The organism is Epibacterium sp. ABV4_022 (assembly GCF_056159345.1).
The window spans coordinates 283,262-305,113 of the sequence record NZ_JBSWVA010000001.1 but is presented as its reverse complement, the minus strand read 5'-3'; the positions used below and the strand labels follow the sequence as shown (position 1 = coordinate 305,113).

Annotated in this window: 25 protein-coding genes; 15 read left to right on the top strand and 10 right to left on the bottom strand. The window is 59.2% G+C overall.

Annotation, left to right across the window (positions count from 1 at the left end):
• Position 1 precedes the first annotated feature (1 nt).
• Both flbT and ACXAF5_RS01445 read left to right on the top strand, forming a co-directional pair.
• The gene (gene flbT / locus ACXAF5_RS01450; RefSeq protein ID WP_126136029.1) at positions 2-406 is read left to right on the top strand and encodes a flagellar biosynthesis repressor FlbT; all 405 of its coding nucleotides are present in this window, start codon (positions 2-4) and stop codon (positions 404-406) included.
• Positions 403-2,355: a DUF1217 domain-containing protein gene (locus ACXAF5_RS01445; RefSeq protein WP_474945272.1), complete on the top strand. Its 1,953-nt coding sequence runs from the start codon at positions 403-405 to the stop codon at positions 2,353-2,355. Before flbT ends, ACXAF5_RS01445 begins: the two co-directional genes overlap by 4 nt.
• Before the next feature lie 287 nt (positions 2,356-2,642).
• Here the strand turns inward: ACXAF5_RS01445 and ACXAF5_RS01440 are convergent, their stop codons facing one another.
• Positions 2,643-3,971, bottom strand: a complete 1,329-nt coding sequence (locus ACXAF5_RS01440; RefSeq protein WP_474945271.1) for a FliI/YscN family ATPase — start codon at positions 3,969-3,971, stop codon at positions 2,643-2,645.
• Between the two features lie 88 nt (positions 3,972-4,059).
• Here ACXAF5_RS01440 and ACXAF5_RS01435 point away from each other — a divergent pair, with 88 nt between their 5' ends.
• From ACXAF5_RS01435 to ACXAF5_RS01395, 9 genes are read left to right on the top strand one after another with little or no spacing between them, the layout of a single operon-like run.
• Positions 4,060-4,449, top strand: coding sequence for a FlgB family protein (locus ACXAF5_RS01435; protein WP_239322161.1), 390 nt, complete (start codon positions 4,060-4,062; stop codon positions 4,447-4,449).
• A 17-nt stretch (positions 4,450-4,466) separates the two neighbouring features.
• Positions 4,467-4,859, top strand: a complete 393-nt coding sequence (flgC, locus tag ACXAF5_RS01430) for a flagellar basal body rod protein FlgC (protein ID WP_239322162.1) — start codon at positions 4,467-4,469, stop codon at positions 4,857-4,859.
• A gap of 23 nt (positions 4,860-4,882) precedes the next feature.
• Positions 4,883-5,179: a flagellar hook-basal body complex protein FliE gene (fliE, locus tag ACXAF5_RS01425; RefSeq protein WP_239322163.1), complete on the top strand. Its 297-nt coding sequence runs from the start codon at positions 4,883-4,885 to the stop codon at positions 5,177-5,179.
• Between the two features lie 3 nt (positions 5,180-5,182).
• Entirely contained in the window at positions 5,183-5,452 is a 270-nt protein-coding gene (locus tag ACXAF5_RS01420) for a flagellar biosynthetic protein FliQ (RefSeq protein ID WP_474945270.1), read from the top strand.
• A gap of 3 nt (positions 5,453-5,455) precedes the next feature.
• Positions 5,456-6,172 (top strand): flagellar hook-basal body complex protein, encoded by a 717-nt coding sequence (locus tag ACXAF5_RS01415; protein WP_239322165.1) that lies wholly within the window; start codon positions 5,456-5,458, stop codon positions 6,170-6,172.
• A 9-nt stretch (positions 6,173-6,181) separates the two neighbouring features.
• Positions 6,182-6,967 (top strand): flagellar basal-body rod protein FlgG, encoded by a 786-nt coding sequence (gene flgG / locus ACXAF5_RS01410; RefSeq protein WP_239322166.1) that lies wholly within the window; start codon positions 6,182-6,184, stop codon positions 6,965-6,967.
• Positions 6,968-7,384 carry a flagellar basal body P-ring formation chaperone FlgA gene (gene flgA / locus ACXAF5_RS01405; RefSeq protein ID WP_239322167.1) on the top strand — a complete coding sequence of 139 codons (417 nt, stop codon included), beginning with the start codon at positions 6,968-6,970 and terminating at the stop codon, positions 7,382-7,384.
• Positions 7,384-8,121 (top strand): flagellar basal body L-ring protein FlgH, encoded by a 738-nt coding sequence (flgH, locus tag ACXAF5_RS01400; RefSeq protein WP_239322168.1) that lies wholly within the window; start codon positions 7,384-7,386, stop codon positions 8,119-8,121. Before flgA ends, flgH begins: the two co-directional genes overlap by 1 nt.
• Positions 8,122-8,133: 12 nt before the next feature.
• Complete coding sequence (locus tag ACXAF5_RS01395) at positions 8,134-8,658, top strand: flagellar basal body-associated protein FliL (RefSeq protein WP_239322169.1); 525 nt, start codon at positions 8,134-8,136, stop codon at positions 8,656-8,658.
• A 70-nt stretch (positions 8,659-8,728) separates the two neighbouring features.
• Here ACXAF5_RS01395 and ACXAF5_RS01390 read toward each other — a convergent pair whose 3' ends face one another.
• From ACXAF5_RS01390 to ACXAF5_RS01350, 9 genes are all read right to left on the bottom strand, one after another.
• Complete coding sequence (locus tag ACXAF5_RS01390; RefSeq protein ID WP_474945269.1) at positions 8,729-9,133, bottom strand: hypothetical protein; 405 nt, start codon at positions 9,131-9,133, stop codon at positions 8,729-8,731.
• Complete coding sequence (flhB, locus tag ACXAF5_RS01385) at positions 9,130-10,221, bottom strand: flagellar type III secretion system protein FlhB (protein WP_239322171.1); 1,092 nt, start codon at positions 10,219-10,221, stop codon at positions 9,130-9,132. The genes ACXAF5_RS01390 and flhB overlap by 4 nt, the downstream gene beginning before the upstream one ends.
• Entirely contained in the window at positions 10,218-10,997 is a 780-nt protein-coding gene (locus tag ACXAF5_RS01380) for a flagellar biosynthetic protein FliR (protein ID WP_474945268.1), read from the bottom strand. The genes flhB and ACXAF5_RS01380 overlap by 4 nt, the downstream gene beginning before the upstream one ends.
• Entirely contained in the window at positions 10,994-13,033 is a 2,040-nt protein-coding gene (flhA, locus tag ACXAF5_RS01375; RefSeq protein ID WP_370687480.1) for a flagellar biosynthesis protein FlhA, read from the bottom strand. Before flhA ends, ACXAF5_RS01380 begins: the two co-directional genes overlap by 4 nt.
• A gap of 369 nt (positions 13,034-13,402) precedes the next feature.
• Positions 13,403-15,847: a hypothetical protein gene (locus ACXAF5_RS01370; RefSeq protein WP_474945267.1), complete on the bottom strand. Its 2,445-nt coding sequence runs from the start codon at positions 15,845-15,847 to the stop codon at positions 13,403-13,405.
• The gene (gene motA, locus ACXAF5_RS01365; protein ID WP_239322175.1) at positions 15,844-16,713 is read right to left on the bottom strand and encodes a flagellar motor stator protein MotA; all 870 of its coding nucleotides are present in this window, start codon (positions 16,711-16,713) and stop codon (positions 15,844-15,846) included. Before motA ends, ACXAF5_RS01370 begins: the two co-directional genes overlap by 4 nt.
• 74 nt (positions 16,714-16,787) lie before the next feature.
• Positions 16,788-17,399 carry a MotE family protein gene (locus tag ACXAF5_RS01360; RefSeq protein WP_239364000.1) on the bottom strand — a complete coding sequence of 204 codons (612 nt, stop codon included), beginning with the start codon at positions 17,397-17,399 and terminating at the stop codon, positions 16,788-16,790.
• Positions 17,399-17,878: a hypothetical protein gene (locus ACXAF5_RS01355; protein ID WP_474945266.1), complete on the bottom strand. Its 480-nt coding sequence runs from the start codon at positions 17,876-17,878 to the stop codon at positions 17,399-17,401. The genes ACXAF5_RS01360 and ACXAF5_RS01355 overlap by 1 nt, the downstream gene beginning before the upstream one ends.
• 9 nt (positions 17,879-17,887) lie before the next feature.
• Positions 17,888-18,412, bottom strand: coding sequence for a flagellar basal body-associated FliL family protein (locus tag ACXAF5_RS01350; RefSeq protein ID WP_239322178.1), 525 nt, complete (start codon positions 18,410-18,412; stop codon positions 17,888-17,890).
• Between the two features lie 119 nt (positions 18,413-18,531).
• Here ACXAF5_RS01350 and fliF point away from each other — a divergent pair, with 119 nt between their 5' ends.
• The 4 genes from fliF to fliP are packed head-to-tail and all read left to right on the top strand — an operon-like array spanning position 18,532 to position 21,845.
• Entirely contained in the window at positions 18,532-20,217 is a 1,686-nt protein-coding gene (gene fliF, locus ACXAF5_RS01345) for a flagellar basal-body MS-ring/collar protein FliF (RefSeq protein ID WP_474945265.1), read from the top strand.
• Positions 20,217-20,813, top strand: coding sequence for an ABC transporter ATP-binding protein (locus tag ACXAF5_RS01340; RefSeq protein ID WP_239322180.1), 597 nt, complete (start codon positions 20,217-20,219; stop codon positions 20,811-20,813). The genes fliF and ACXAF5_RS01340 overlap by 1 nt, the downstream gene beginning before the upstream one ends.
• The gene (locus ACXAF5_RS01335; protein WP_239322181.1) at positions 20,806-21,102 is read left to right on the top strand and encodes a FliM/FliN family flagellar motor switch protein; all 297 of its coding nucleotides are present in this window, start codon (positions 20,806-20,808) and stop codon (positions 21,100-21,102) included. Before ACXAF5_RS01340 ends, ACXAF5_RS01335 begins: the two co-directional genes overlap by 8 nt.
• Positions 21,099-21,845, top strand: coding sequence for a flagellar type III secretion system pore protein FliP (fliP, locus tag ACXAF5_RS01330; protein WP_239322182.1), 747 nt, complete (start codon positions 21,099-21,101; stop codon positions 21,843-21,845). Before ACXAF5_RS01335 ends, fliP begins: the two co-directional genes overlap by 4 nt.
• The last annotated feature ends 7 nt before the right edge of the window (positions 21,846-21,852 follow it).

Here is a 21,852-nt window from a genome sequence, read left to right as displayed (position 1 = left end):
CATGAGTGGATTGGTCCTTAAACTCGCGCCCAAAGAGCGCGTCCTGGTCAACGGAGCCGTGATCGAAAACGGAGATCGCCGCAGTCGCTTGTCGATCGTCACCCCTGATGCGCATATCCTGCGCTTGCGAGATGCGATCCACCCCGAACAAGCGAATACGCCGGTGCGCCGTGTGTGCTATGCTGCACAGCTGGTCCTGTCCGGCGACGTCGACCCCGAAGAAGATCGCCTGCCGATGCTGCGTCGTATCGAAGAGCTGAGCCAGGTCTTTACCGACCCGGATAGCCGTGCGGCCCTCTCGGAGGCCACGGAGGCGGTGATCAGCAACAACCACTATCGCTGCCTCAAGGCCTTGCGGGCCTTGCTGCCTCGCGAGGAGCGGCTGATGGCCGTTAGATCACAATGAGCTTCACACCGCATATTCCGTCTTCGGGGGTCGCGGGCTGGAACTTTTTGCAATCGACCTATGACCGGCAATACGATGCTTTCATCAAGTCGGGACAGTTAAAGAACGACAGCGAGTACTTTGCCGAGAATATCGGCAAAGTGACCTCCAGCGATGACTTGCTCAATGACCGCCGCCTGCTTCAGGTGGCGGTCAAGGCGTTCGGGTTGGAAGAGGAAATCAACTACCGGGCCTTGCTTCAACGCGCGCTAAATGAAGGGACGTCGGCGGATGATGCGCTCGCCAATACCATGAATGACGAGCGCTACGTGGATTTCTCCGAGGCCTTCGGCTTTGGTCCGGGGCAATCGCCCATGACCGGCGACAAAAAAGCCATGCAAGCCGTCATGGACAAGTTCCAGTCGGCTTCCTTCGAAGAAGCCGTGGGCGAAGTCGATGAAACGATGCGCACGGCCCTGTTTGCCAAACGGGCCATGCTCGAGGTCTTTGGCGAGCCGGACGAGGACGATGTGTCCCAACTGAGCGTGAAAGAGCGCGCACTGCGCGAATTCGACCTCACCCTGAAGGAAATCAACGGTGCTGAAGATGGCCCGCAGGGGGTGACCTCGGTTGAGGATCAGTGGAAAGACATCGTTCAGCGGGACGTGCTGACCGATTTCTTCAACACGACGCTGCGACTGCCGCCTGCCGCTGCGGGGCTGGAGGAGGAGGAACTGATCCAGACCTATCGGGATCGGGCGATGATCGTGTTTGGCAGTGACGATCCCACTGTGTTCTTTTCCGCGGACAACAAGGCAACAATCATCTCCGGCTATAAAACACGTGCAACGGTGGATGGTGATCTGAGCGAAGATATCGCCAGGACTGCGACCCTTGCGGAGAATATCCTGGACCAGTTGGTCTCACGGGACGCAGCGCTGAACGAGGAATGGGACTTTATCTCCCGGCAGGATCCATTGGCCGACTTCATGAAGGTGGCCCTCGATCTTCCCGATGACATCGCCGAACGTCCCACCAGTGAAGCCATGCGAATTTATCGCGAAAAGGCGATCGAGGAATTCGGCACCGATGATCCCAACGTGTTTGCCAGCAGCGATCAGCTCGACGCAACACTTGGCGTCTATCGAGAGAAAGCCTCTGCCGCCGGAATGACGAACAGCGAAATCACCTCCACTCTGAGAACAGTTGAGACCATCTTTGAATTCTCCTTCGACTCTACCGATGTGGTCGATGAAGACGGGGAAAATGCGGCCGCAGCGGCTGAAATTGATGCCGGCTGGTACAGCATCATGGGGCAAACCGGTGTCCCGCGCTTCCTGCAAACCGCTCTGGATGTGAATTCGGCGCTCGACGCAGGGGAGGTGTTTGACGACCTGACCATCGACGAACAGTTGACCATCTACAAAGACAAGGCGACCGAACTGTTTGGCACCGAGGATCTGAACGAGCTGACCGGCCCGTATCAAATGGGCGCACTCAGCGACGCGTATCGCACCAACGCAGAGGCTGCAGGTGAGAGCGAGTTCTTCATCACCTACTACACGCAGATCGCAGAGCGGGAATTGAACACCCTGTTCCAGACCGATGACACGGATGCGGAGCAGGAGTTCGAGGATGCGCTGGAAGAACTGCGCACCATGAATGACGAAGATGACGGGCCCAGCGCCAGCTCGCAGTGGTTCACGATCATGGGGCAACAGGCCATGACCGACTTCATGCAGGTTGCGCTCGGCCTGCCCAAGGAAGTGGGCCAGATGGACATTGACCAGGCTGTCGAGGTTTACAAACGCAAGGCAAAAGATGTCCTCGGCACTGACAAACCGTCCGAATTCATTGCAGGCGACAAGATGGATGATCTCGTGAACCTGTATCTGACGCGCGCCCAGATGAATTCGATCAACAGCGGTTACAGCTCCGGCAACGCCGCGTTGATGATGTTGCGCAGCTAGGTTTGAAAGACCGAACGGTCATCACTTAGATACGTTCTTTGAGTGATGACCGTTGCCCTCTCCGCACGCCTCAATGCAGCCTCCGGTCACGACCCAACGCTCACCGCGCGCGGCCCTCTGCCTTTCTACTTGGGGTTATTCCGCCGCGAAGGCGGATCGCAGCGCCTGATCGCTTAATCCTGTTCCCAGAGGCGAGGCAGGCCACGCTTGCATCTGTTCGACAAGGAAAAGGCTGGCGCGATCCCGCCAGCCTTGTCACGATCCAGTCACCGCAAAGGCACTCGGTCTCAGCGACCAGATCCGATTCGGCGCAGCAACAAGGCAAGACGATTGAAGCTGCCTTTGATGCCGTCCACTTCCGCTCGCCCGAAGAAATTATCAAGTTCCGGCCAGACCTTGACGGCCTGGTCGAGCACAAGGTCGTTGCCTTCAGAATAGAGCCCCGCACGGATCATCACTTCAGATTGCTCGTAGGCACCGAGGAATTTCCTCACCGCCAGAATCATCTCGTTCTCATCTTTGCTGGCCGCCGCGGGCAGACTGCGCGACACCGACCGCGACACGTCGATCGCCGGAAAGCGGCCGCGCTCCGCTATTTCACGGTTAAGAACGATGTGACCATCCAGGACACCTCGCAAAATATCCGCGATCGGCTCGTCCATATCGGACCCTGCGACAAGCACACTGAAGACCGCCGTAATGTCACCCTGCCCATCAGAGCCCGGACCCGCACGCTCGCAAAGCCCGGTAATCAGCGGCGTCACGGAGGGAGGAAAGCCGCGCAGGGCCGGGGCTTCTCCCGAGGCCACCGCGATTTCACGATGCGCTTCTGCGAAACGGGTGATGGAATCGGCCATGAACAAGACGTTCAGCCCCTGATCGCGGAAATGCTCTGCAACCGACATCGCCGCCCAGGCACATCGCCGCCGCACCAGTGCCGATTGGTCTGACGTGGCCGCAACCACGACGGCGCGTTTCATCCCCTCCGGACCGAGCACCTCCTTGACGAAGTGATTGACCTCGCGGCCACGTTCGCCAATCAGCGCCATGACGACGACATCGGCCTCCATGTTCTGTGCAAGCTGGGCCATCAAGGTGGATTTACCAACGCCTGACCCCGCAAAGAGACCAACACGCTGACCGTTCACGATCGGGAGAACGGTATTCAGAATCGCAAGCCCGGTGGACAAACGCGCGCCAAGCCCACGCCGTGCCGCGGCCTTTGGTGGGCTTGCCATGATATCGCGACTGTCCACGCCACGCAGCATCGGCTTGCCGTCCAGCGGTTCGCCAAATGGGTCGATGACCCGTCCGATCCAACTGTCGTCGGGTGCAAACTCCGGTGTCGGAAACAGCAGCACCGCATCGCCGATCGAGGCGCGCTCGGGCGCGGTATCGGGCAGCATGCGGATGTGGTCGCCGCCGATCGCTAGAACCTCGCCATGCAGATCGTCCTTCTTGCCGCGCCGCAACAGCAGTCGGTCACCGATGCGGGCCTGCCCTTCCAGTCCAGAAACCTCGATCTCGCCGCCGGAAATTCCGGTCACCCGCCCCATCGGGGCCGCGAGACGTGTATTGGCCAGTTCCTGACTGAGCGCCTGGATCGATTTCATCATCTGCGGGTTCTCCAACATTCCTCTGAAAACAATTTCTAAAGGAATCAGGGTTAAGCCTTGATTGAAATTGATCGAGGGAGAAGCCCCGGTGTTCGAAAGACTGAATGTTTTTAATATCGCCTATTCCATGGCGACTCATGCGGGCAAGCGTCAGGCGCTTGTCTCGGAAAATATCGCAAACGCGGATACCCCCGGGTATCACGCCAAGGATATCAAACCCTTCAAGGAAGTCTTTGCCGCAGGTGAAGCGCAGGGGGACATGATGTCCTCCCGTGGTTCACACATGCATGGTGTGGACGGCTCGGGATTTGACTGGGCGGTGACGACGAATGAATCGTCCGTCGACCCCAATAACAACTCCGTCTCGATCGAAGAGCAGATTCTCAACGGTGTGGATGCCAAGCGCCAGCACGACCGCGCGCTCGCCATCTACCGGTCATCGATGAACATCCTACGCGCCAGTCTTGGTCGCAGCTGATCGACGGAGTTTGAACAATGAGTGATTTTTCCAAATCCCTGGCTGTAACCGCCAGCGCCCTGCGGGCCCAGGCCGCGCGTCTGACCCATGTGTCGGAAAACATCTCGAACGCGGATACCCCTGGGTACCGCCGCAAGACGGTTTCCTTTCAGGCCGTGCGCGATCTGGAGACGGATGTGAGCCAGGTCCGGGTCGGTCGCGTGTCGCTGGACAGAACCGAACTGGAAAAGGTCTATGATCCTTCGCACCCGATGGCCGATGAAACCGGTCACTACGAAGGGTCGAACGTCGATCTGATGATCGAAGTTGCCGATGCGCGTGAGGCGCAGCGGACCTACGAAGCAAACCTGAAAATGTTCGATCAGACCCGGCAAATGTCGGCCTCACTGATGGATCTGTTGCGTCGCTAACCTGAAACGAATGGAGATCCAGAATGGATATTCGTGCTATCAACGCCACCTCCGGCTATGCAGCCGCCCGCCCTGCCACACAGGTTGATCCGGAATACACTCCCGGCACCTTTCAGGAGCAGGCCAAGACAAGCTTTGAGGATTTCACCAACACGCTCGCAAACAGCGAACAGGTGTCCGTGCAGGCCATGACCCAAGGCGCGGATCCGCACGCGCTGGTACAGGCCCTGGCCCAGACCGAACTGGCTGTGGAAACCGCGGTAACGGTGCGCAACAAAGTGGTCGAGGCCTATCAGGAAATCCTCCGGATGCCGGTCTGAGCCATGATGACCGAAGGTCTCTTTTACGACACGCTGCGTCAGGCAATCCTCGCCGCCATTTCCATGGCAATGCCGATCCTGGCAGCAGCATTGGTCATTGGTCTCATTGTTGGCCTGTTTCAGGCGCTGACCTCGATCCAGGAGATGTCACTGACCTTCGTGCCGAAACTGGCCGGGGTGCTCATCGTCGTCTGGCTGACGATGGGCATCATGACACAAACGCTGGTCGCATTCTTTAGCGGCCACGTCATTCCGCTGATTCAAGGAGGATAGGATATGGGCTCCATCGGTTATGCGACCCTGTCGCGCCAATCCGGCCTGCTGAACGAAATGCAGGTCGTGGCCAACAATATCGCGAACTCCGCCACCACCGGGTATCGCTCCGAAGGTCTGATCTTTTCGGAATATGTAAAATCTGCCCCGGGGCAGGAAAGCCTTTCGATGGGGCGGGCGAACATTCGCAACACCTCACTGGAACAGGGCACCCTGAGCCAGACAAACGGCAGCTTTGACCTCGCCATCGAAGGGGATGGGTTCTTCATGGTGGAGACCCCGGCCGGCAACCGCCTGACACGGGCTGGGAATTTCACACCGAACGCTGCAGGGGACCTGGTTACGGCGGATGGCTACCGCGTGCTGGATGCCGGACAAGCGCCGTTGTTTGTCCCCGGTGACGCGGAATCCATCGCCTTCGGCGCCGACGGCACGCTGAGCGCGGATGGTCGGCAATTGGGCCAGATCGGCCTGTTCCAGCCGGATGAAGAGGCTCAGATCCTGCGCGAAGACGGGGTGATGTTCCGCGTCGAAGGCGAGACCATTCCGGCTGACGGTGCCCAGGTGCTTCAAGGCTTCCTCGAAGGGTCCAACGTCAACACCATTCACCAGCTGGCCCGCATGATCGAGGTGCAGCGCGCCTACGAAATGGGACAGAGCTTTCTTGACCACGAGGATAAACGCATCCGCGCGGCCATCGACAACCTTATGAAATCATAGGAGATCATCATGCGTGCACTTAAAATCGCCGCCACGGGGATGAGCGCGCAACAGCTGCGCGTCGAAACCATCTCCAACAACCTCGCCAACATGAACACCACCGCCTACAATGCGCGACGTGCCGAATTCGCTGACCTGCATTATCAGCAGGTCTCGCGCGCCGGCACCGTCAACGCATCTGACGGCACGGTCTTGCCGACCGGTGTCCAGGTTGGTTTGGGTGTACGTCCTTCGGCGGTTTCGGTCTATCTGAACCAGGGCGCCCTGTCGCAGACCGGGAATGACCTGGATCTGGCGATCGACGGCAACGGCTACTTTGAAGTGACCCTGCCGTCGGGAGAGACCGCCTATACCCGTGATGGCTCGTTCAAACGCTCTGCCGAAGGTCTGGTTGTGACCAGCGACGGTTACCCGGTCTCGCCCGAGGTCACCGTGCCGGAGGACGCGACATCGCTGTCGATCAATGCCGAAGGCGAGCTCTACGCCTATTTCAGCGATACGGTGGAAGCGGAACTTCTGGGCCAGTTCACCCTTTCGGGTTTCACCAACCCCAAAGGACTGGAGGCCGTCGGGAGCAACCTGTTCAAACAGACCGAAGCCTCTGGTCAGCCCATCACCACCGAACCCGGTGCAGACGGTCTGGGCACACTGAGACAGGGCTATCTGGAAGACAGCTCCGTTGATGCTGTGCGCGAGATCACGGATCTCATCGAAGCCCAGCGCGGCTACGAGATGAACTCCAAAGTGATCTCCGCCGTTGACCAGATGATGTCGGCAACCACACAGGTGCGTTAAATGAAACTCCTGCCCGTCCTCATCGGCCTTCTCTTCGCCCAATCCGCCCTGGCAGATGTGCTCGTGCCAGTTCGGACCATCCGGGCAAAGGAGATCATCGCCGCCGAAGATCTGGTGTTCAAGAACATCCAGTCGCCCGGCGCCCTGAGCGTACCGGAAGAGCTGATCGGGCAGGAAGCACGGGTTGCGCTTTATGCAAGCCGTCCCATTCACGCCGGCGACATCGGGCCGCCGGCGCTGGTGGACCGCAACGATCTGGTAAAGCTGATCTTTCGCCACGGCGGTCTCGAAATCACCACGGAAGGCCGTTCGCTCGGCCGCGGCGCCGAAGGCGAACTGATCCGTGTCATGAACCTGTCTTCGCGCACAACGGTCACTGGCCGGATCAGGGCCGACGGCAATATTGAGGTAAACTGATGAAACCCATTCTCGCAGTCAAATGTGCAGTCCTCGGTCTCGGCCTTCTGGGCGGATGTGCACGTCTGGATCACCTGGGCAAACCGCCGAGCTTCACGCCCGCGAACGAAACGCAGGAGCACGTTGCGATGCTCTATCAGGGCTTGCCCCTGACCTCGCAGCCACAGCGCGCTGTCGACAATGCCTCGTTGTGGAGCCGGTCACGGCAATCCTTGCTGGGGGACCGTCGTGCCACGAAAAAGGGCGATATCCTGACGGTCGTGATCGAAATCGACGAAGAGGCGTCCATCTCCAATGACACCGAACGCTCGCGCACGTCTTCCGAGAGCATGCAGGTGCCTCAGCTCCTTGGCCTGCCCCAGCGCCTGAACGAGGAATTGCCGGACGGCGCCTCCAGTGCGGATCTTGTAGACCTTGGGTCCTCCTCCTCCTCGGGGGGCAGCGGCTCGGTCAGCCGGAGCGAAAAACTGGAGCTGCGCGTTGCCGCCACCGTTGTCGACGTGCTTCCCAATGGTGTCTTGGCCATCAGCGGATCGCAGGAGCTTCGGGTGAATTTCGAACTGCGCGAGCTTCTGGTGTCCGGGTATGTGCGTCCCGATGACATCAGCCGCCAGAACGAGATCACTTATGACAAGATCGCGTCTGCACGGGTGTCCTATGGCGGCCGCGGACAAATCACCGATGTTCAGCAACCCCGCTACGGTCAGCAGGTGCTGGACGCCGTCCTGCCGTTCTGAGGTGAACTTGTGATGTCAAAACTGCTTCCAGTCATCATGCTGATCATCGGACTTGGAGGGGGTATCGGCGCCGGCATAATGCTGGCGCCCGCGCCCGAAGAGCCCATCACACCGGCAAGTTCAGACGCCGAGGCTGACGAGAATGCCACCACGGAGGCTGGCACCGATACGGATGACACCGCGGACGATCACGACGCCGCCAGCGATGCACCTGCAAATGAGTTCATCAAGATCAACAACCAGTTTGTGATCCCCGTGGTCGAACGCGATCAGCTGGCGTCGATGGTGGTGGTGTCCTTGAGCTTGGAAACCAAGCCCGGAATGGCCTCCAAGGTCCATGCATTCGAACCGAAGTTGCGCGATGTGTTTCTCAGGGTGCTGTTTGATCATGCCAACATGGGCGGCTTCCGCGGTGCCTTCACCCGCTCCGAAGTGCTTGATCCGCTGCGCACATCCCTGCGGGAGGAGGCGCGCCGCTTCCTTGGCAAGGACCTCGTGGATGTCTTGATCCTCGAAATCACCCGCCAGGACGTCTGAACAAACACTGATACACATTAAAAAGCCGCCCTCGAAACGAGGGCGGCTTTTTTAGTGCTGGTTCTGGTGATCAATCCAGGTTCATCAGCCGGTCGAACAACATCTTGTTGCGATGCGCCTTTGCATCTGCCTTATGTTTGCTCTCCATGGTTTCGACCGCATGTTTGCGCCCGAAGGCCTGCCGGAGCTTGTCCATGGCGCGGAATTTCTGCGCCGTCACTTGCGCCAGCTCCTGATTGAGATCGCGGCGGGCGTTGGTATGCCATTGCTGCCATTGAAGATCGACGCCCAGCGTTTTCATCTCGTGGCTCTTGTTGATCAAGGCCTTTGAGTCCTCGACCTGCTGTTTCAACATCGACAGTTTGCCGCGCAGCTGCGCCTCACGATCCAGCAGCGGTTTCACCTTTGCATGTTCCCTCAGATAGACCGCGTTGGTCACGGCACGCATCTGACCCAACATCTTGTCCTGTTTCATAGTATGCTATCCTTGGCTTTCTTGCGCATCTCTTCGGCGAACCGGATTGCCGCGGCGACCGGCGCATAATGTTCTTCGGCAATTTCCTCACCCACCTCGACGGTGGCATAGAGTGCCCGCGCGGTGGGCGGATCGCTGTGCAGCGGTACGCCGTTTTCCTGAGCGATTTCCCGGATCACCGCCGCAACCTCGTCCACGCCCTTGGCGACGCATTCCGGCGCACTGCCCGAAGCCCGGCTCCATTTCAGTGCAACCGCGTAATGGGTCGGGTTGACGATCACCACGTCCGCCTCGGGAATCGCGGCCGCGATCTGCTTGCTGACGATCTTGCGCCCTTTCTGCTGGCGCTGCCCCTTCATCTGCGGGTCCCCTTCGGAATTCTTCATCTCGTCCATGACGTCCTTGCGGGACATCATGTTCTTGCGAATGAATTCTGCCTGTTGGAAAGACGCATCCACCATGCCGATTCCAAGGGCGATCACCAGCGTCAGGATCAGGAACTCCAACGCGAGCTGCACCAGGAACGGCACCACCGTCGACGCGCTGGTGTCCACCGACGCCACCATCTCGGGCAAACGCCAACTGAGGTAGATGCCCAATGCGATGGAGTAGAGCATCAGTTTGAAGAAGTTTTTGCCAAACTCAAACAGGCCGGAGCGCCCGAATTTGTTCTTTGCGTTCTTGATGACCGACAGGCGCGACAGCTTTGGTTCAATGCGTTTGGGCGCAAACACCATCGCCTTTTGCGCAAAGACCGCAAGCACAACCAGCGCAGCCGGAACGATAAACCAGGGCAACACTGCGGCAACCGACGATCGCATGAATTCCCCGGCCACCGGTGCTGCGAGCCCATCGCTCAGGAACACTGGCGCCAACCGATCCGGCTGATCGATAAAGGCCATCAGCACCGTGCCCAGCTTCTCGACCGAGGCGCTGCCTGCGGAATACAATGCAATCAGCAGCCCCAGATAGGAGGCCGCTTGCAACAGATCGTTGGACTTTGGAACATCACCATCCTGACGCGCCTTGCGCAGCTTTTCCGGTGTTGGTTCGAATGACTTATCAGAGTCGTCGCTGTCGTCGCTCATGGCATACCTGCGCCGGGATTGGCAAAGAAGCTCAGCAAGTTACGCCCCCAGACGTCGAGGATCATCGGTGCGCTAACCATCAGCAGGAACAACGCGCCGAGGGTAATCACCGGCGCCCCGATAAAGACCACCATCAACTGCGGCATGGCCCGGTTGATGATGCCGAGGGTGAGATTGTAGATCACCGCAGTGATGATAAAGGGGGCTGCCAGAGTGAACGCGCCGGAAAAGGCCTGCGAAACCCGGAACACGCCCCATTCCGACAGTCCCGATGCCTCCGGGAACTGCCCAACGGGAAACAACTGGTAGGAGCCGATCATCAGTTCGACGGCGCGGATATGGAGGTCGAGCAAGATCGCCAGAGCGATCCCCGCGATCCACAGGACCGCGCCGACAGCTGGCATCGGATCGACCCCGGCCCCGCCGAGCACCTGGCTCAGAGAGGTACACTGGGCCGCGATGGAGCCCGCAGTCTGCAACATATGCATGAACATGCGCAGCGCCATACCAAGCGCCAGCCCCACCACAACCTCGGTTGCAATCAGCCCCGCGTACTGCATGATCGTCTCCGGTATCGGCATTTGGGGCAACGCCGGCGCAACGACGGCCGTGAACACAAGCCCGACTGCAAGCCGCATCTGGGTCGGAAACATCTGCTCGCCAAACGCCGGCATAATCGACACCATGGCACCGATACGCAGGAACACGATGGCCGCCTGCCAAAAGCCAATGCCAAGCAGTGCCATCAGTTCCGGAGTGATGCCTTCGAATCTCATGCAGGGACCATGCCAACCAGGGCCGGGCGTGCCTCGAGGCCGATCTCCTCGAACGACAGCACCGGATTTTGAATCCCGCGCGACCTCAGAATTGTGCGCAGGTAGCGCCGGCGGCGGGTCGAGGTGACGATCGCAGCAAACACCCCCTGTTCCGTGACCTGATTGATCTTGTCGCTCATCGCCTCCACCAGTTTGTTGAACGTGTCGGGCGGCAAGGCGATATCGAGGCCGGACTGGGTTTCCACCTGATAGGTGTTGAAGGCATCTTCCCATTCAGGCGCCAGTTGCACCAACGGGATGGTACCATCCTCGCGTTTCATTTCCGCGACCAACTGGAACCCCAGGCGTTGACGGACATGCTCGGTGATCAGTTCCGGCGATGTGGTCCGCATGCGAGCTTCGGCAATGGACTCCAGAATAAGTGGCATGTTGCGGATCGATACGCGCTCTTCCAGCAGCAGCCGCAGCACCGCGTGCAGCGTGTCGATCGGCACCTTGTCCGGGATCAGCTCATCCAGCAGTTTCTTGTTGGCATTGGCCCGGAACTCGTCCGACAGTTCGGTCATTTCGCGCAGCAGGCGGCGCAACGCCTTGAGTGTCAGAAGGCGCGGGAAGCTCTGCTTGACCACTTCCAAAAGATGGGTGGCCAGGATTTCCGGCGGCGATACAACGGTGGCCCCCATAAGGGCGGCATCTTCCTGGTGTTTCGTGGAAATCCAGCGCGCGGGCGCGCCGTAGACCGGTTCGGTAACATCAGTGCCCTTGGGCAGCGCAGCATGATTGTCCGGCATCAATGCCAGCACCATATCGGCATGAAGCGTGCCCCGTGCCTGCTCAACACCCTGGATACGAATGACGTAGGTCCCGTTTTCCAGTTCAGCCTCATCGGTCAAACGGATTTCCGGCAGGATGAGACCAAACGTGGTCGCAACATGCGTGCGCATGTTGGCAATCCTCGCGTCGAGGCCCGTTCCTGGGTCCAGAACCATCGACACCAGGTCTTGCGAGAACTCCAGGTGCAGATCATCAAGATCGAGAATATCGCCAAGCGCTTTCGATTTCTCCGGCGACTGCACTTCCTCGACCTTGGCATCAATTTCCTTCTGCGCCTCCTCGGCGTTCTTCTTCTGCATGCGGTAGGCGAAGAAACCCAGCACTGCGCCGCCGGTGATGAAGGGGACAAAAGGAAGACCCGGAACCAGGGCAAAGAGCACCATCAAGACAGCGACAGCCGCCAGCGCTCCGGGATATTTGCTCATCTGCGAGAAAATCGCCGCGTCGGTCGCACCGGTAGCGCCACCGCGGGCCAGCAGCAACGCCGCCGCGATGGAGATGATGACCGAAGGGATTTGGGAAACGAGGCCATCGCCGACGGTCAGGATCGCATAGGTTTCAAACGCGGTTCCCAGGGGCATGCCATGGATCAGAACCCCCATGATCAAGCCGACGATCAGGTTCAGCAGAGTGATCAACAGGCCCGCAATGGCATCGCCCTTGACGAATTTTGATGCGCCGTCCAGCGAACCAAAGAAGGTGGTCTCTTTCTGCTCTGTCTCGCGACGTTCCTTAGCGGTCGCGTGATCGATCGCACCCGCGGACATATCACTGTCGATCGCCAGCTGTTTGCCCGGCATGCCATCAAGAGCGAAACGCGCGCCCACTTCGGCCATTCGGGCCGCGCCCTTTGTGATCACCATGAAATTCACGATGAGCAGCACGCCGAACACAACGAGGCCAAGGAAGACGCTGCCCCCCATGACGAAATTGGCAAACCCTTCGATCACGTTCCCGGCCGCATCGGTACCGGAGTGACCTTGCCCAATGATCAGCTTGGTCGACGACACATTGAGCGACAGGCGCAACATCAAAGACCCGAGCAGGATGGTCGGGAACGACGAGAAATCCAGCGGCCTTTCGATGAAAAGCGTGATCGTGAATATGAGGATGGCGAGCGCAAAGGATGTGGCAAGGCCAACATCCAGCACCCAGGCTGGCATTGGCAGGATCATCATGACGATAATCGCCATGAGCGCCATAGCGAGCAGGATTGTCGGGCTGAAAAGCTCTTTGACTGACAGATTCGGCACGGTTTTTCTCTTATGTGAAAGCGATCAGAAACAGGCCGGCAGCACCGGTCGGGACAGGGCGAGATCTGTCGAACCACAGGTGTTTCAGAAGACCAAACGCCAAAAGCCGCGACGGCAATGCAAAGCAATGCGGCACGGCCACGGACAACCGGCCTCGCGGCACGGTAAATTTCATCGCGTTCACTGGCATTCTGCCTGTTCCAATTCAGGATTCTTCCCTGGAATTCAGGTTAGGCGTCCAGGATTTACAAAGTGTTATCACCGCGAAAGGAAATGGCCGCCCCGAAGGACGGCCATGTCACCTGCAGAGTTATCGCATTACGGTTCGTCTGCGGCTGTGTCGCGTTCAACCTGCCGCAACAGCTCTTCGATCGAACTGCGTGCGCCCATACTGCTTTCGACCAGCGCGCGCGCTTCGGCCAGCGGTGGCAGTCCTTGTGGTTCGCGCACCGCCGCATCAATCTGATCCGTCAGATCGGAAACGGCACGGAATGGCGCCCGGTCCTGATCCAGTGTTTCCACGGCCTGACGATCTTCCGAGTGCCAGAAACCACGGGCAGCCTCGTTCAACTCCTGTGCGGACAGCATGTACTCGCTGGCGCGATTGTATTCCTTGTTCAACCACAGGGCCTTGGCGCGCATGCGATCCGCCTGCTCACCTTCAAGCCCCATCAACTCCACCAATGCACGCTGCGGTTGCTCCATAGCCAAATGTGCTTCAGCACTCATCATGCGTCGGTTTTGATTGCCCGGCTCCAGGCTCATCTTGCGCAGAAGGTTCTCTGCCTGCTCGGGAAAGCCCAGATCCAGCAGGCGTCGCGCGACCATCTCTCCGACCTGCGCTGCACGTGTTGCGCCACTGTCCTCGGCAAAAATGAGGCCATATTTGAGGAAAGTGACATCATCCGCGTTTTCCGTCAGCAAGGTCATGAACGGAATGTTTGCCCGGTTGCGCGCCGCGACCCCGTCGCGGGCCGTGAGCCTATTGAACCGCGCAGAAGCCTCGTCAAAGCGGCCAACCAGCGCCAGCGCGGTGACCTCAGCCACACGCAGATCCGCACCAAGTTCCGTATCGCGGTTTTCCAACTCGTAAGATGCCGCCAACTCTGGCACATCCGGAGACAAAGCCCGCCGTTCTTGAAAGCTCAGCTCGATCAGGTCGATCAGAGCACGCGGCGTATTTTCACTCTGCGCAGCGACTTCTTCCGTCAGGTTGCGAGCAACCGCGTCACTGTCTCCCTCAAGTGCGGCGATGGCCGCTTCTGCCAGATTGCGATCAGGAATGTTCTCGACGCCGGTACGCTCCACGGCGCGCATCGCGACTTTGGCAACATGGGGATCACCCGCTTCGGCGAAGAAGGTGCTGACCCTTGGACCCAGCTGAACCCGAAGGTGAGGCGGCATCTTGGCAAAGGCCTGCTGGATGGCATCGGTGTTGGCGCTTTTTTTCACAACACCGTCCGACATCGCCGCCCAGAAGGCCGCATCTCCGCCGCAGGTTTGCTGACCGGAGAAAACGGTGTTCACGGGCAAATCCGCAGAATCGAGGATTCGAGCCATGGTCGTCATGATCTCGCGGGACCGCGTTGGCAGATCATCGTCCGGGATCAGGTTCAAGGTCGCGGCCGCCTCGGCACCAAAACCAAAATACAGATAGGTGCGTGCCAGTCGAAGGGTCGCCTCGCGATTCACCTGGTCAAATTCACCAAGGATCTTGTTGCGCAGCGCACTGATCTGCTCGGAAAACGGCTGATCATCACCCCAATCGTGAATCGCCAGTTCGCGATCCGCAATGCAATGCGTGTCCTGAGAATCGCCTCCGGCTCCGACGGCCAGCAAGCCGGTTTCACGGTCGATGGCCGATGTCACCGAAATATTGTCCAGCGGATTGAGCGGCCGGTTCTCGTTGCCAAGCGGATCAAGCTGGTTGGTCGCGGCGTCCTGATCTGTCGGTTGCAGCAACCCCTGATCGCTGGCGCGTCCGATCTGTTGCAGGATTCGCGCTTCGGTATCATTGACCATTGCCGCCCGCCGGTTCTCGTCGAGATCCATCAACAGGCTGGCATCCGACTCCAGCGAGGCAGGTTCTGATTTACCATCTTCGGTTTTTTCGTTCGCACCGACCTCGGGTGTATCCTCGGCCAATTGCGTACCACCGGCACCTGTTCCCTCTAGCGGGGCGCCATCCGGATCGGCTGCATTCAATGGCAACTGGACGGGACCAGTATGCCGCGGGCTTTGCTGAGCTGTGCCAAAGGTTTGGGCCACAGCATCCGCCAGGTCCATTGCAACCCGCGCACTGGCCAAATCCTGTTGGCCAAGTTGAAAGCCGCCCCCGATCACGGCGGACGGAAATGTAAGGGGCAGGCTGGTTGTGTCCGCTGGCGCATCCAGTTTCAGCGACCGGCCTTCCCGAACGTCCACGACAAGATAGCCATCGGCCTGCTGATAATAGTCCACGGCGCACTCGCACCCCAGTTCGATCCGGAGCGGTTGCCCCGGGCCGGTCTGGCTCACAGAGCGGACCCGGGTGCGGGGGATCAGATCAAACACGTTGCGCGTATTGAACACCGCGGTCGGCGATCCGACGTTGATTGTCGCAATACGGTCGCTCTGCGTCAGAGACCATTCCACACCATCCGGAATTCGCATTACCAGACGTGTAAAATCCTCGTGTTCTCCGGACCTGGCGACAATGGTCTGCGCGCTTGCGTATCCGGCTATCACCATTGCGGTGGCATATGCGATTGCTCGCGAGATCATGCTGCGTCCTGTTTCACTTCATTCAAAGCTTCCTCCAGCTCGGAGAACCCGGGCCGGATGTGGGATGGCGTGTTCTGACGCCCCACTTCGATACAGATGGCTGCGGCGTGGTTGTGAAGATTCGCGACGAGAACCTCACGTATCAACTGATAGAAATGCGCGTCTTCCTCGACCACGGATTTCACCTTGCCCGCAAAGGGCGCGACCAGACCGTAGGAGAGGAACACCCCGAGGAACGTCCCCACAAGCGCGCCGCCGATCATCTTACCCAGAACTTCTGGCGGCTGGTCGATCGAGGCCATGGTCTTGATGACCCCCAGAACCGCCGCAACAATCCCAAGGGCTGGCAGACCGTCAGCCATGGTCTGCAGCGCATGGCTTGAATGCAGCGCGTGGTGCAGGTTCGCCTCGATCCGCTTCTCCAGAACCTCCTCCACCTGATGCGGGTCATCATAGTTCATGGATGCAGAACGCATGGTGTCGCTGATCAAGTTGACCGCTTCCTTGTCCGCAAGGATTTTTGGGTATTTGCCAAAGACCGTAGAGTTTTCAGGGTCTTCGATATGCTGTTCGACCTCGACCGGGTTGGCCCGAGCGATACGAATCAGGGCGAACAGCAGACAGAGTAGATCCTTGTAGTCATCAGGTTTCCACTTCGGTCCCTTGAAGACCTTTCCCATGTCCTTGAGCGTGTGCTTGACGCCGCCCATGTCATTGCTGATCAGGAACGCCCCGATCGCCGCACCGCCAATCATCATCATCTCGAAAGGGAGAGACTTGAGGATGATGCCCAGTTTACCCCCTGCAAGAAGGTAACCACCAAACACCATGGCAAAGATCACGATGATCCCTACAATCCCGATCATAGGTAAGCTCCAAATTCCGTCACTACTTTGAAGGTAGGCGAGTCTTGTTAAGAAAGGCTGAGTGCGCGCCCAAGTTACTCCTTGGGCACCTCACCATTTCGTCCGGCCAGCACAACGCTGATCGTATAGGCGGCTTCGGGGCTCAGACCGGCCATGATGCCAGCGGCCGCATCGGGACGCATCCGCGCCAGAAAACCGGCGGCAAAACTCGGATCCATTTCCTCAAACAGCGCCGCTGCGTCCTTGGGCTTCATCTGCTCATAGACAGAGGTCAGCGTGGTGACATCCGCTTCAGCCGCACCGTCCGCCAGGGCCAGTGTTGCCAGCAGTTTCTGTTCCGCCTGCTGAAGATCCGTCAGCTTCTTCTCGATCGCCTCATCCGCGATCTCGAGCGCCTTCATGCGGTCTTCGATCTCGGCTTCGCGCTCATCAAGCATGGCTTCGCGCTTCTTGAAGGCTGCCAGCATCGCCTGCATTTCCGCCGAATCGGGAACCGCCTGTCGCGTCATTGGCCCGGCCTGTTCGTTCGGCGCGTCGGATTGAAGCTCCGCCACTTCGCGCGCGATCGCCGGACCAGCCTCCAGCGCGATGCGGACAGCTGCAGAGCCCATCAGGAACACGGCCAGCAACATCAATGTGCCACGCTTGGCCTTTTCCATCTTCTTGGATTTGTCTGCCTTCGCCATCACGCCACCCGGTTCTGATTCCGGTTGTGACGCACAAACATCAGCCCCGCAGGTTTCGACTCCTCCTGCGGCTCGGGTTGAACCGGCTCGGCCGGCTCCTCCACTTGCGCATCCGCTTCATACGCTTCGGCCAAGGCGTCGTTTTCCTCGGTTGCCTGGGCGGCCGACTGAGCGGCCGGCTGAGCATCCTGCTGCGGCGCGATGTCGTGCATCGACGCCATCATCAGCTCCAGCTTGTGCGCCACCGATTCGGCGCGTCCGGTCAGCTGCTCCAGGGCCCGGCTGGATCCGTCAGACATCTGACGGGCTGCCACCAGCGATTTGTTCAAGTCATCTACTTGCGATGAGAGCACCGCCACCGCGCCTCCGACCCCTTTTTCGAGATCATTGAAGCGTTTCAGACGGCGCGACAGCACCAGGCAATAAAACCCGGCACCCAGTGCTCCGGCCGCAAGCAGGATATCAGCAATAAGTTCCATCCTGTCCTCCTAGTTGAGTACGAAATCCATGATCAGCAGATCGCGCACGCGCCCTTGACCGGTCGCGATATTGATCCGCCGTAGCATCTGTGCCCGCAGTTTCGGCAAGGCCATCGGATCGGTCATATCCTCAAGCTCCAGCGCCCGCAGATAACTGTTCAGAACATCGACAACCCTGGGGAGGACTTTTTCAACCTCGGCCTGATCGGCCTGGTTGACCTCGAGTTGCGCACGGAACCGAAGCTGTTGAACACCGCTGGCTTTGTTCAGCGTGATCACGATCGGTTCCATTTCGATAAAGGCGAGGCTGGCGATCTCTTCCGCCGACTCACCTTTGCTCACACCTTCTGGTGCCTCTTTGGTCGCATGCGCATCTTCCGGCGCCTGAGTGCTCCCAAAGGGAAGAAGGCCTGACTGAACGGCGTAAAACCCGCCCCCTGCACCGGCAATGGCAAGTACGAGCCCAATGATAAGGGGCATCTTACTCTTCTTCGCCGATCCTTCTGTTTCTACATCAGCTACAGCGTCTGTCATGGCTTTTCCTAAAACGTCGTGCACCCCGTTCATAACCCGACAGGAACTAACCGAATGTTAAGGCCAATCGGAGAAAAGGGTTGCAGGCCGGAGAGAACGCCGGTGCGACGGAGGTTAATGTGCAGCAGATCAAGAATGTCTGGGCAGGTTTGGACACGCGGAAGCGGATGATGGGAATCGGGGCGACACTCGCCGTGATCTTCACCTTCTTCCTGATGTCCATGGTGGCCAACAAGCCAACCATGCAACTACTATATGCCGGGCTCGAAAGCAGCTCGGCCGGAGATGTGGTCAGCGCTCTGGAACAGAGTGCTGTCGACTATGAAGTTCGCGGTGGATCCATCTATGTCCCCGCAAACAAACGCGATGAATTGAGAATGACGCTGGCAAGCCAGGGTCTGCCCGCCAATGGCGGCAAAGGGTATGAACTCCTCGATTCGCTCAGCGGTTTTGGGACGACATCGCAGATGTTTGACGCCGCCTATTGGCGCGCCAAAGAAGGGGAGCTGGCCCGCACCATTGTCGCCAACCCCCATGTCACCCAAGCGCGTGTTCATATCGCCAACACCAGCAACAACCCGTTTCAGAGAACCATCGAACCCACGGCCTCGGTCTCGGTCACCCCAATGGGAACCCCGATCACCCCGTCGCAGGCCAACGCGATTCGCTTCCTGGTTGCTTCAGCCGTGGCCGGTCTCGCAGTGGATAATGTTGCGGTGATTGATGCCAATGGCGCGTTGATCGGGTCTCCAGAGGCCGCGGCGGCCGCGGGCGCGGGCACGGACGATCGCTCTCAAACGCTGCGTGAACGGGTCTTGCGCCTGGTCGAAGCGCGCGTTGGACAAGGCAACGCGGTCGTTGAAATCAGTGTTGAAACCGTAACCGACACGGAATCCATTCGCGAAAAGCGGGTTGATCCCGACAGCCGCGTTGCCATCAGCACCGATGTCGAAGAACGCACCGACAGCTCGCAGAATCAGGCGGGGGAGGTCACTGTGGCCTCGAATATCCCGGATGGTGATGCCGGCACCGGTGAAGGCTCTCGCGCCAATACCAACGCAACGCGCGAGCGTGTGAACTACGAGATCTCGGAAACCGAAAAAGAAATTATCCGTGGACCCGGTGCGATCAAGCGCCTCACGGTTGCGGTGCTGATCAATGGTATCACCACAGAGAGCGGCGATGAGGGTCAGACCGTCTTCGAGCCGCGCCCCCAGGATGAACTCGACGCCCTGCGCGAGTTGATTTCCGCCGCCGTTGGTTTCGACGCGGAACGCGGTGATGTCATCACCCTGAAATCCATGGATCTGCCGAATGTGGAACCGCAAGGCACCACAGCCGAGGCGTCATTCTTCGACAATCTCTACTTTGATGTCATGTCGATTATCCAGATGGCTGCCCTGGCAGTGGTCGCGCTGATCCTCGGGCTCTTTGTGGTGCGTCCGATCCTCGCCGGCAACGGTGCATCGGTGAAAGCGCTGCCGGGTCCCGATGGCCCTGCCCCTGCCGGCGGCCTGCCGGAGTTGCCTGCCATGGGCGGCGATTCGGGGTTCATGACCAACCCCAATCTCGGTGCTGGCATCGCGCTCGATGGCGAGATCGACAATGGCGAGGACGATCAGTTCGACCCGATGGGCGGCATGGGCGGCCTGCCGGGCATGGGCGATGGGCTCAACAGCTTTGGCGGCGGCGGCATGAGCGACGATCCGGTGGACCGTTTGCGCTCGATGATCGGCGAGCGTCAGGAAGAGACCGTGCAGATCCTGCGCGGGTGGCTTGAAGAAAACAACGAGGAGCGTGCCTGATGACCATTGCACATCTTCTGGAAGATTTCGGCGTGAAGACTCCGGTCGAACCCGTGAGCAACTTCTCCGAGGAAATCGTGGAAGAAGCCAAGCTTGTATCCTTTGAAAAGGGCTACACCGCAGGCTGGGACGATGCGATCGACGCCAAGGACAAGGAGACGACACGGATCTCCGCAACCCTTGCCGGATCGCTCGAAGACCTCACCTTCACCTATCACGAAGCGCAGACGCAGTTGATGGAATCGCTTGATCCCATGTTCAAGGTCCTGACCTCCGTCATCCTGCCTGACACCATGGCCGCGACCTTTGGCCATCATGTCATCGATCACCTGAGCGAGATGGCAAAGGGTCAGATCAACGAGCCGATGGAGGTCGTTGTCGCTGCCGGTGAGGGGAATGCGGTACGCGCGCTGCTGGGCGAGGAGCCCACATCCGACGTCCGCGTGCGCGAGGATGCGGGTCTGTCTCCCGGACAGGCGCAGCTGCGCGTTGGCAAATGCGAACGTGAACTGAACTCCGAGGCCCTGATCGAATCGATCCGCGATTCAATTGATGCCTTCTCCTACCAATTCAAAGAGGAAAGCCACTATGGATGAGTCCGGTGAACTGAACCCCAAATCGGCCGATGCCGCGAACCCCTTTGTATCGGTGCCGGTGGAAGTCATTGTCTCCGTGGGCAAGGCGCGCCCCTTGATCCGGGATCTCGTCAATCTGGGCGAGAACGCCATCCTGACCCTGGACAAGAAAGTCGAGGATCCAGTCGATCTCTACGTCGGCGACCGCCTGGTGGCACGCGGGCAACTGGAAGAGATGGAGGGCGACCAGGCGGGACAACTGGCCGTCCGGCTGACTGAAATTGCCGATTTGCAAAGCGGGCTGGGATGACACGTAAACTCTTCGCTCTGGGGGCATTGGCAGCCATTGCACTGCTGATGCTGCCTCAGGTAGCGCTGGCTCAAGAACTGAGCCTTGACCTCGCAGACGGACAATCGATTTCGGCTCGGACCATTCAGTTGATCCTGCTTATCACGGTGCTCAGCATTGCGCCGGGTCTGTTGATCATGATCACCTGTTTTCCGTTTCTGGTCACCGTGCTGTCCATTCTGCGGCAGGCCATCGGCCTGCAGCAGGCGCCTCCGAACATGCTGATGATCAGCCTGGCGCTGTTTTTGACGTATTTCGTCATGGAGCCGGTCTTCACCGAAGCATGGAATGTGGGCATCGCGCCGCTTCTGGACGAGCAGCTCGAAGTGGTGCCGGCACTTGAACGCGCCGTCGTCCCCTTCCGAGGGTTCATGGCGAACCGGCTGGACCCGGATACGTTCTATGCGATCGCGGATCTGCGTCCCGGAACCGAAGGCATAGACCCGACCCCCGAGGCACCGCTCTCCGTCCTGATCCCAAGCTTCATGCTGTCAGAGATCACGCGTGCCTTTGAAATCGGGTTTCTCGTGTTTCTGCCGTTTCTGGTGATCGACCTGGTGACCGCCACGGTGTTGATGTCCATGGGGATGATGATGGTCCCACCGGCGCTGGTTTCCCTGCCGTTCAAGCTGGCCTTCTTCGTGGTCGCGGACGGCTGGAGCCTGATCGCCACCGCATTGGTCCGCAGCTACTACCCAAGCTGACGCACGC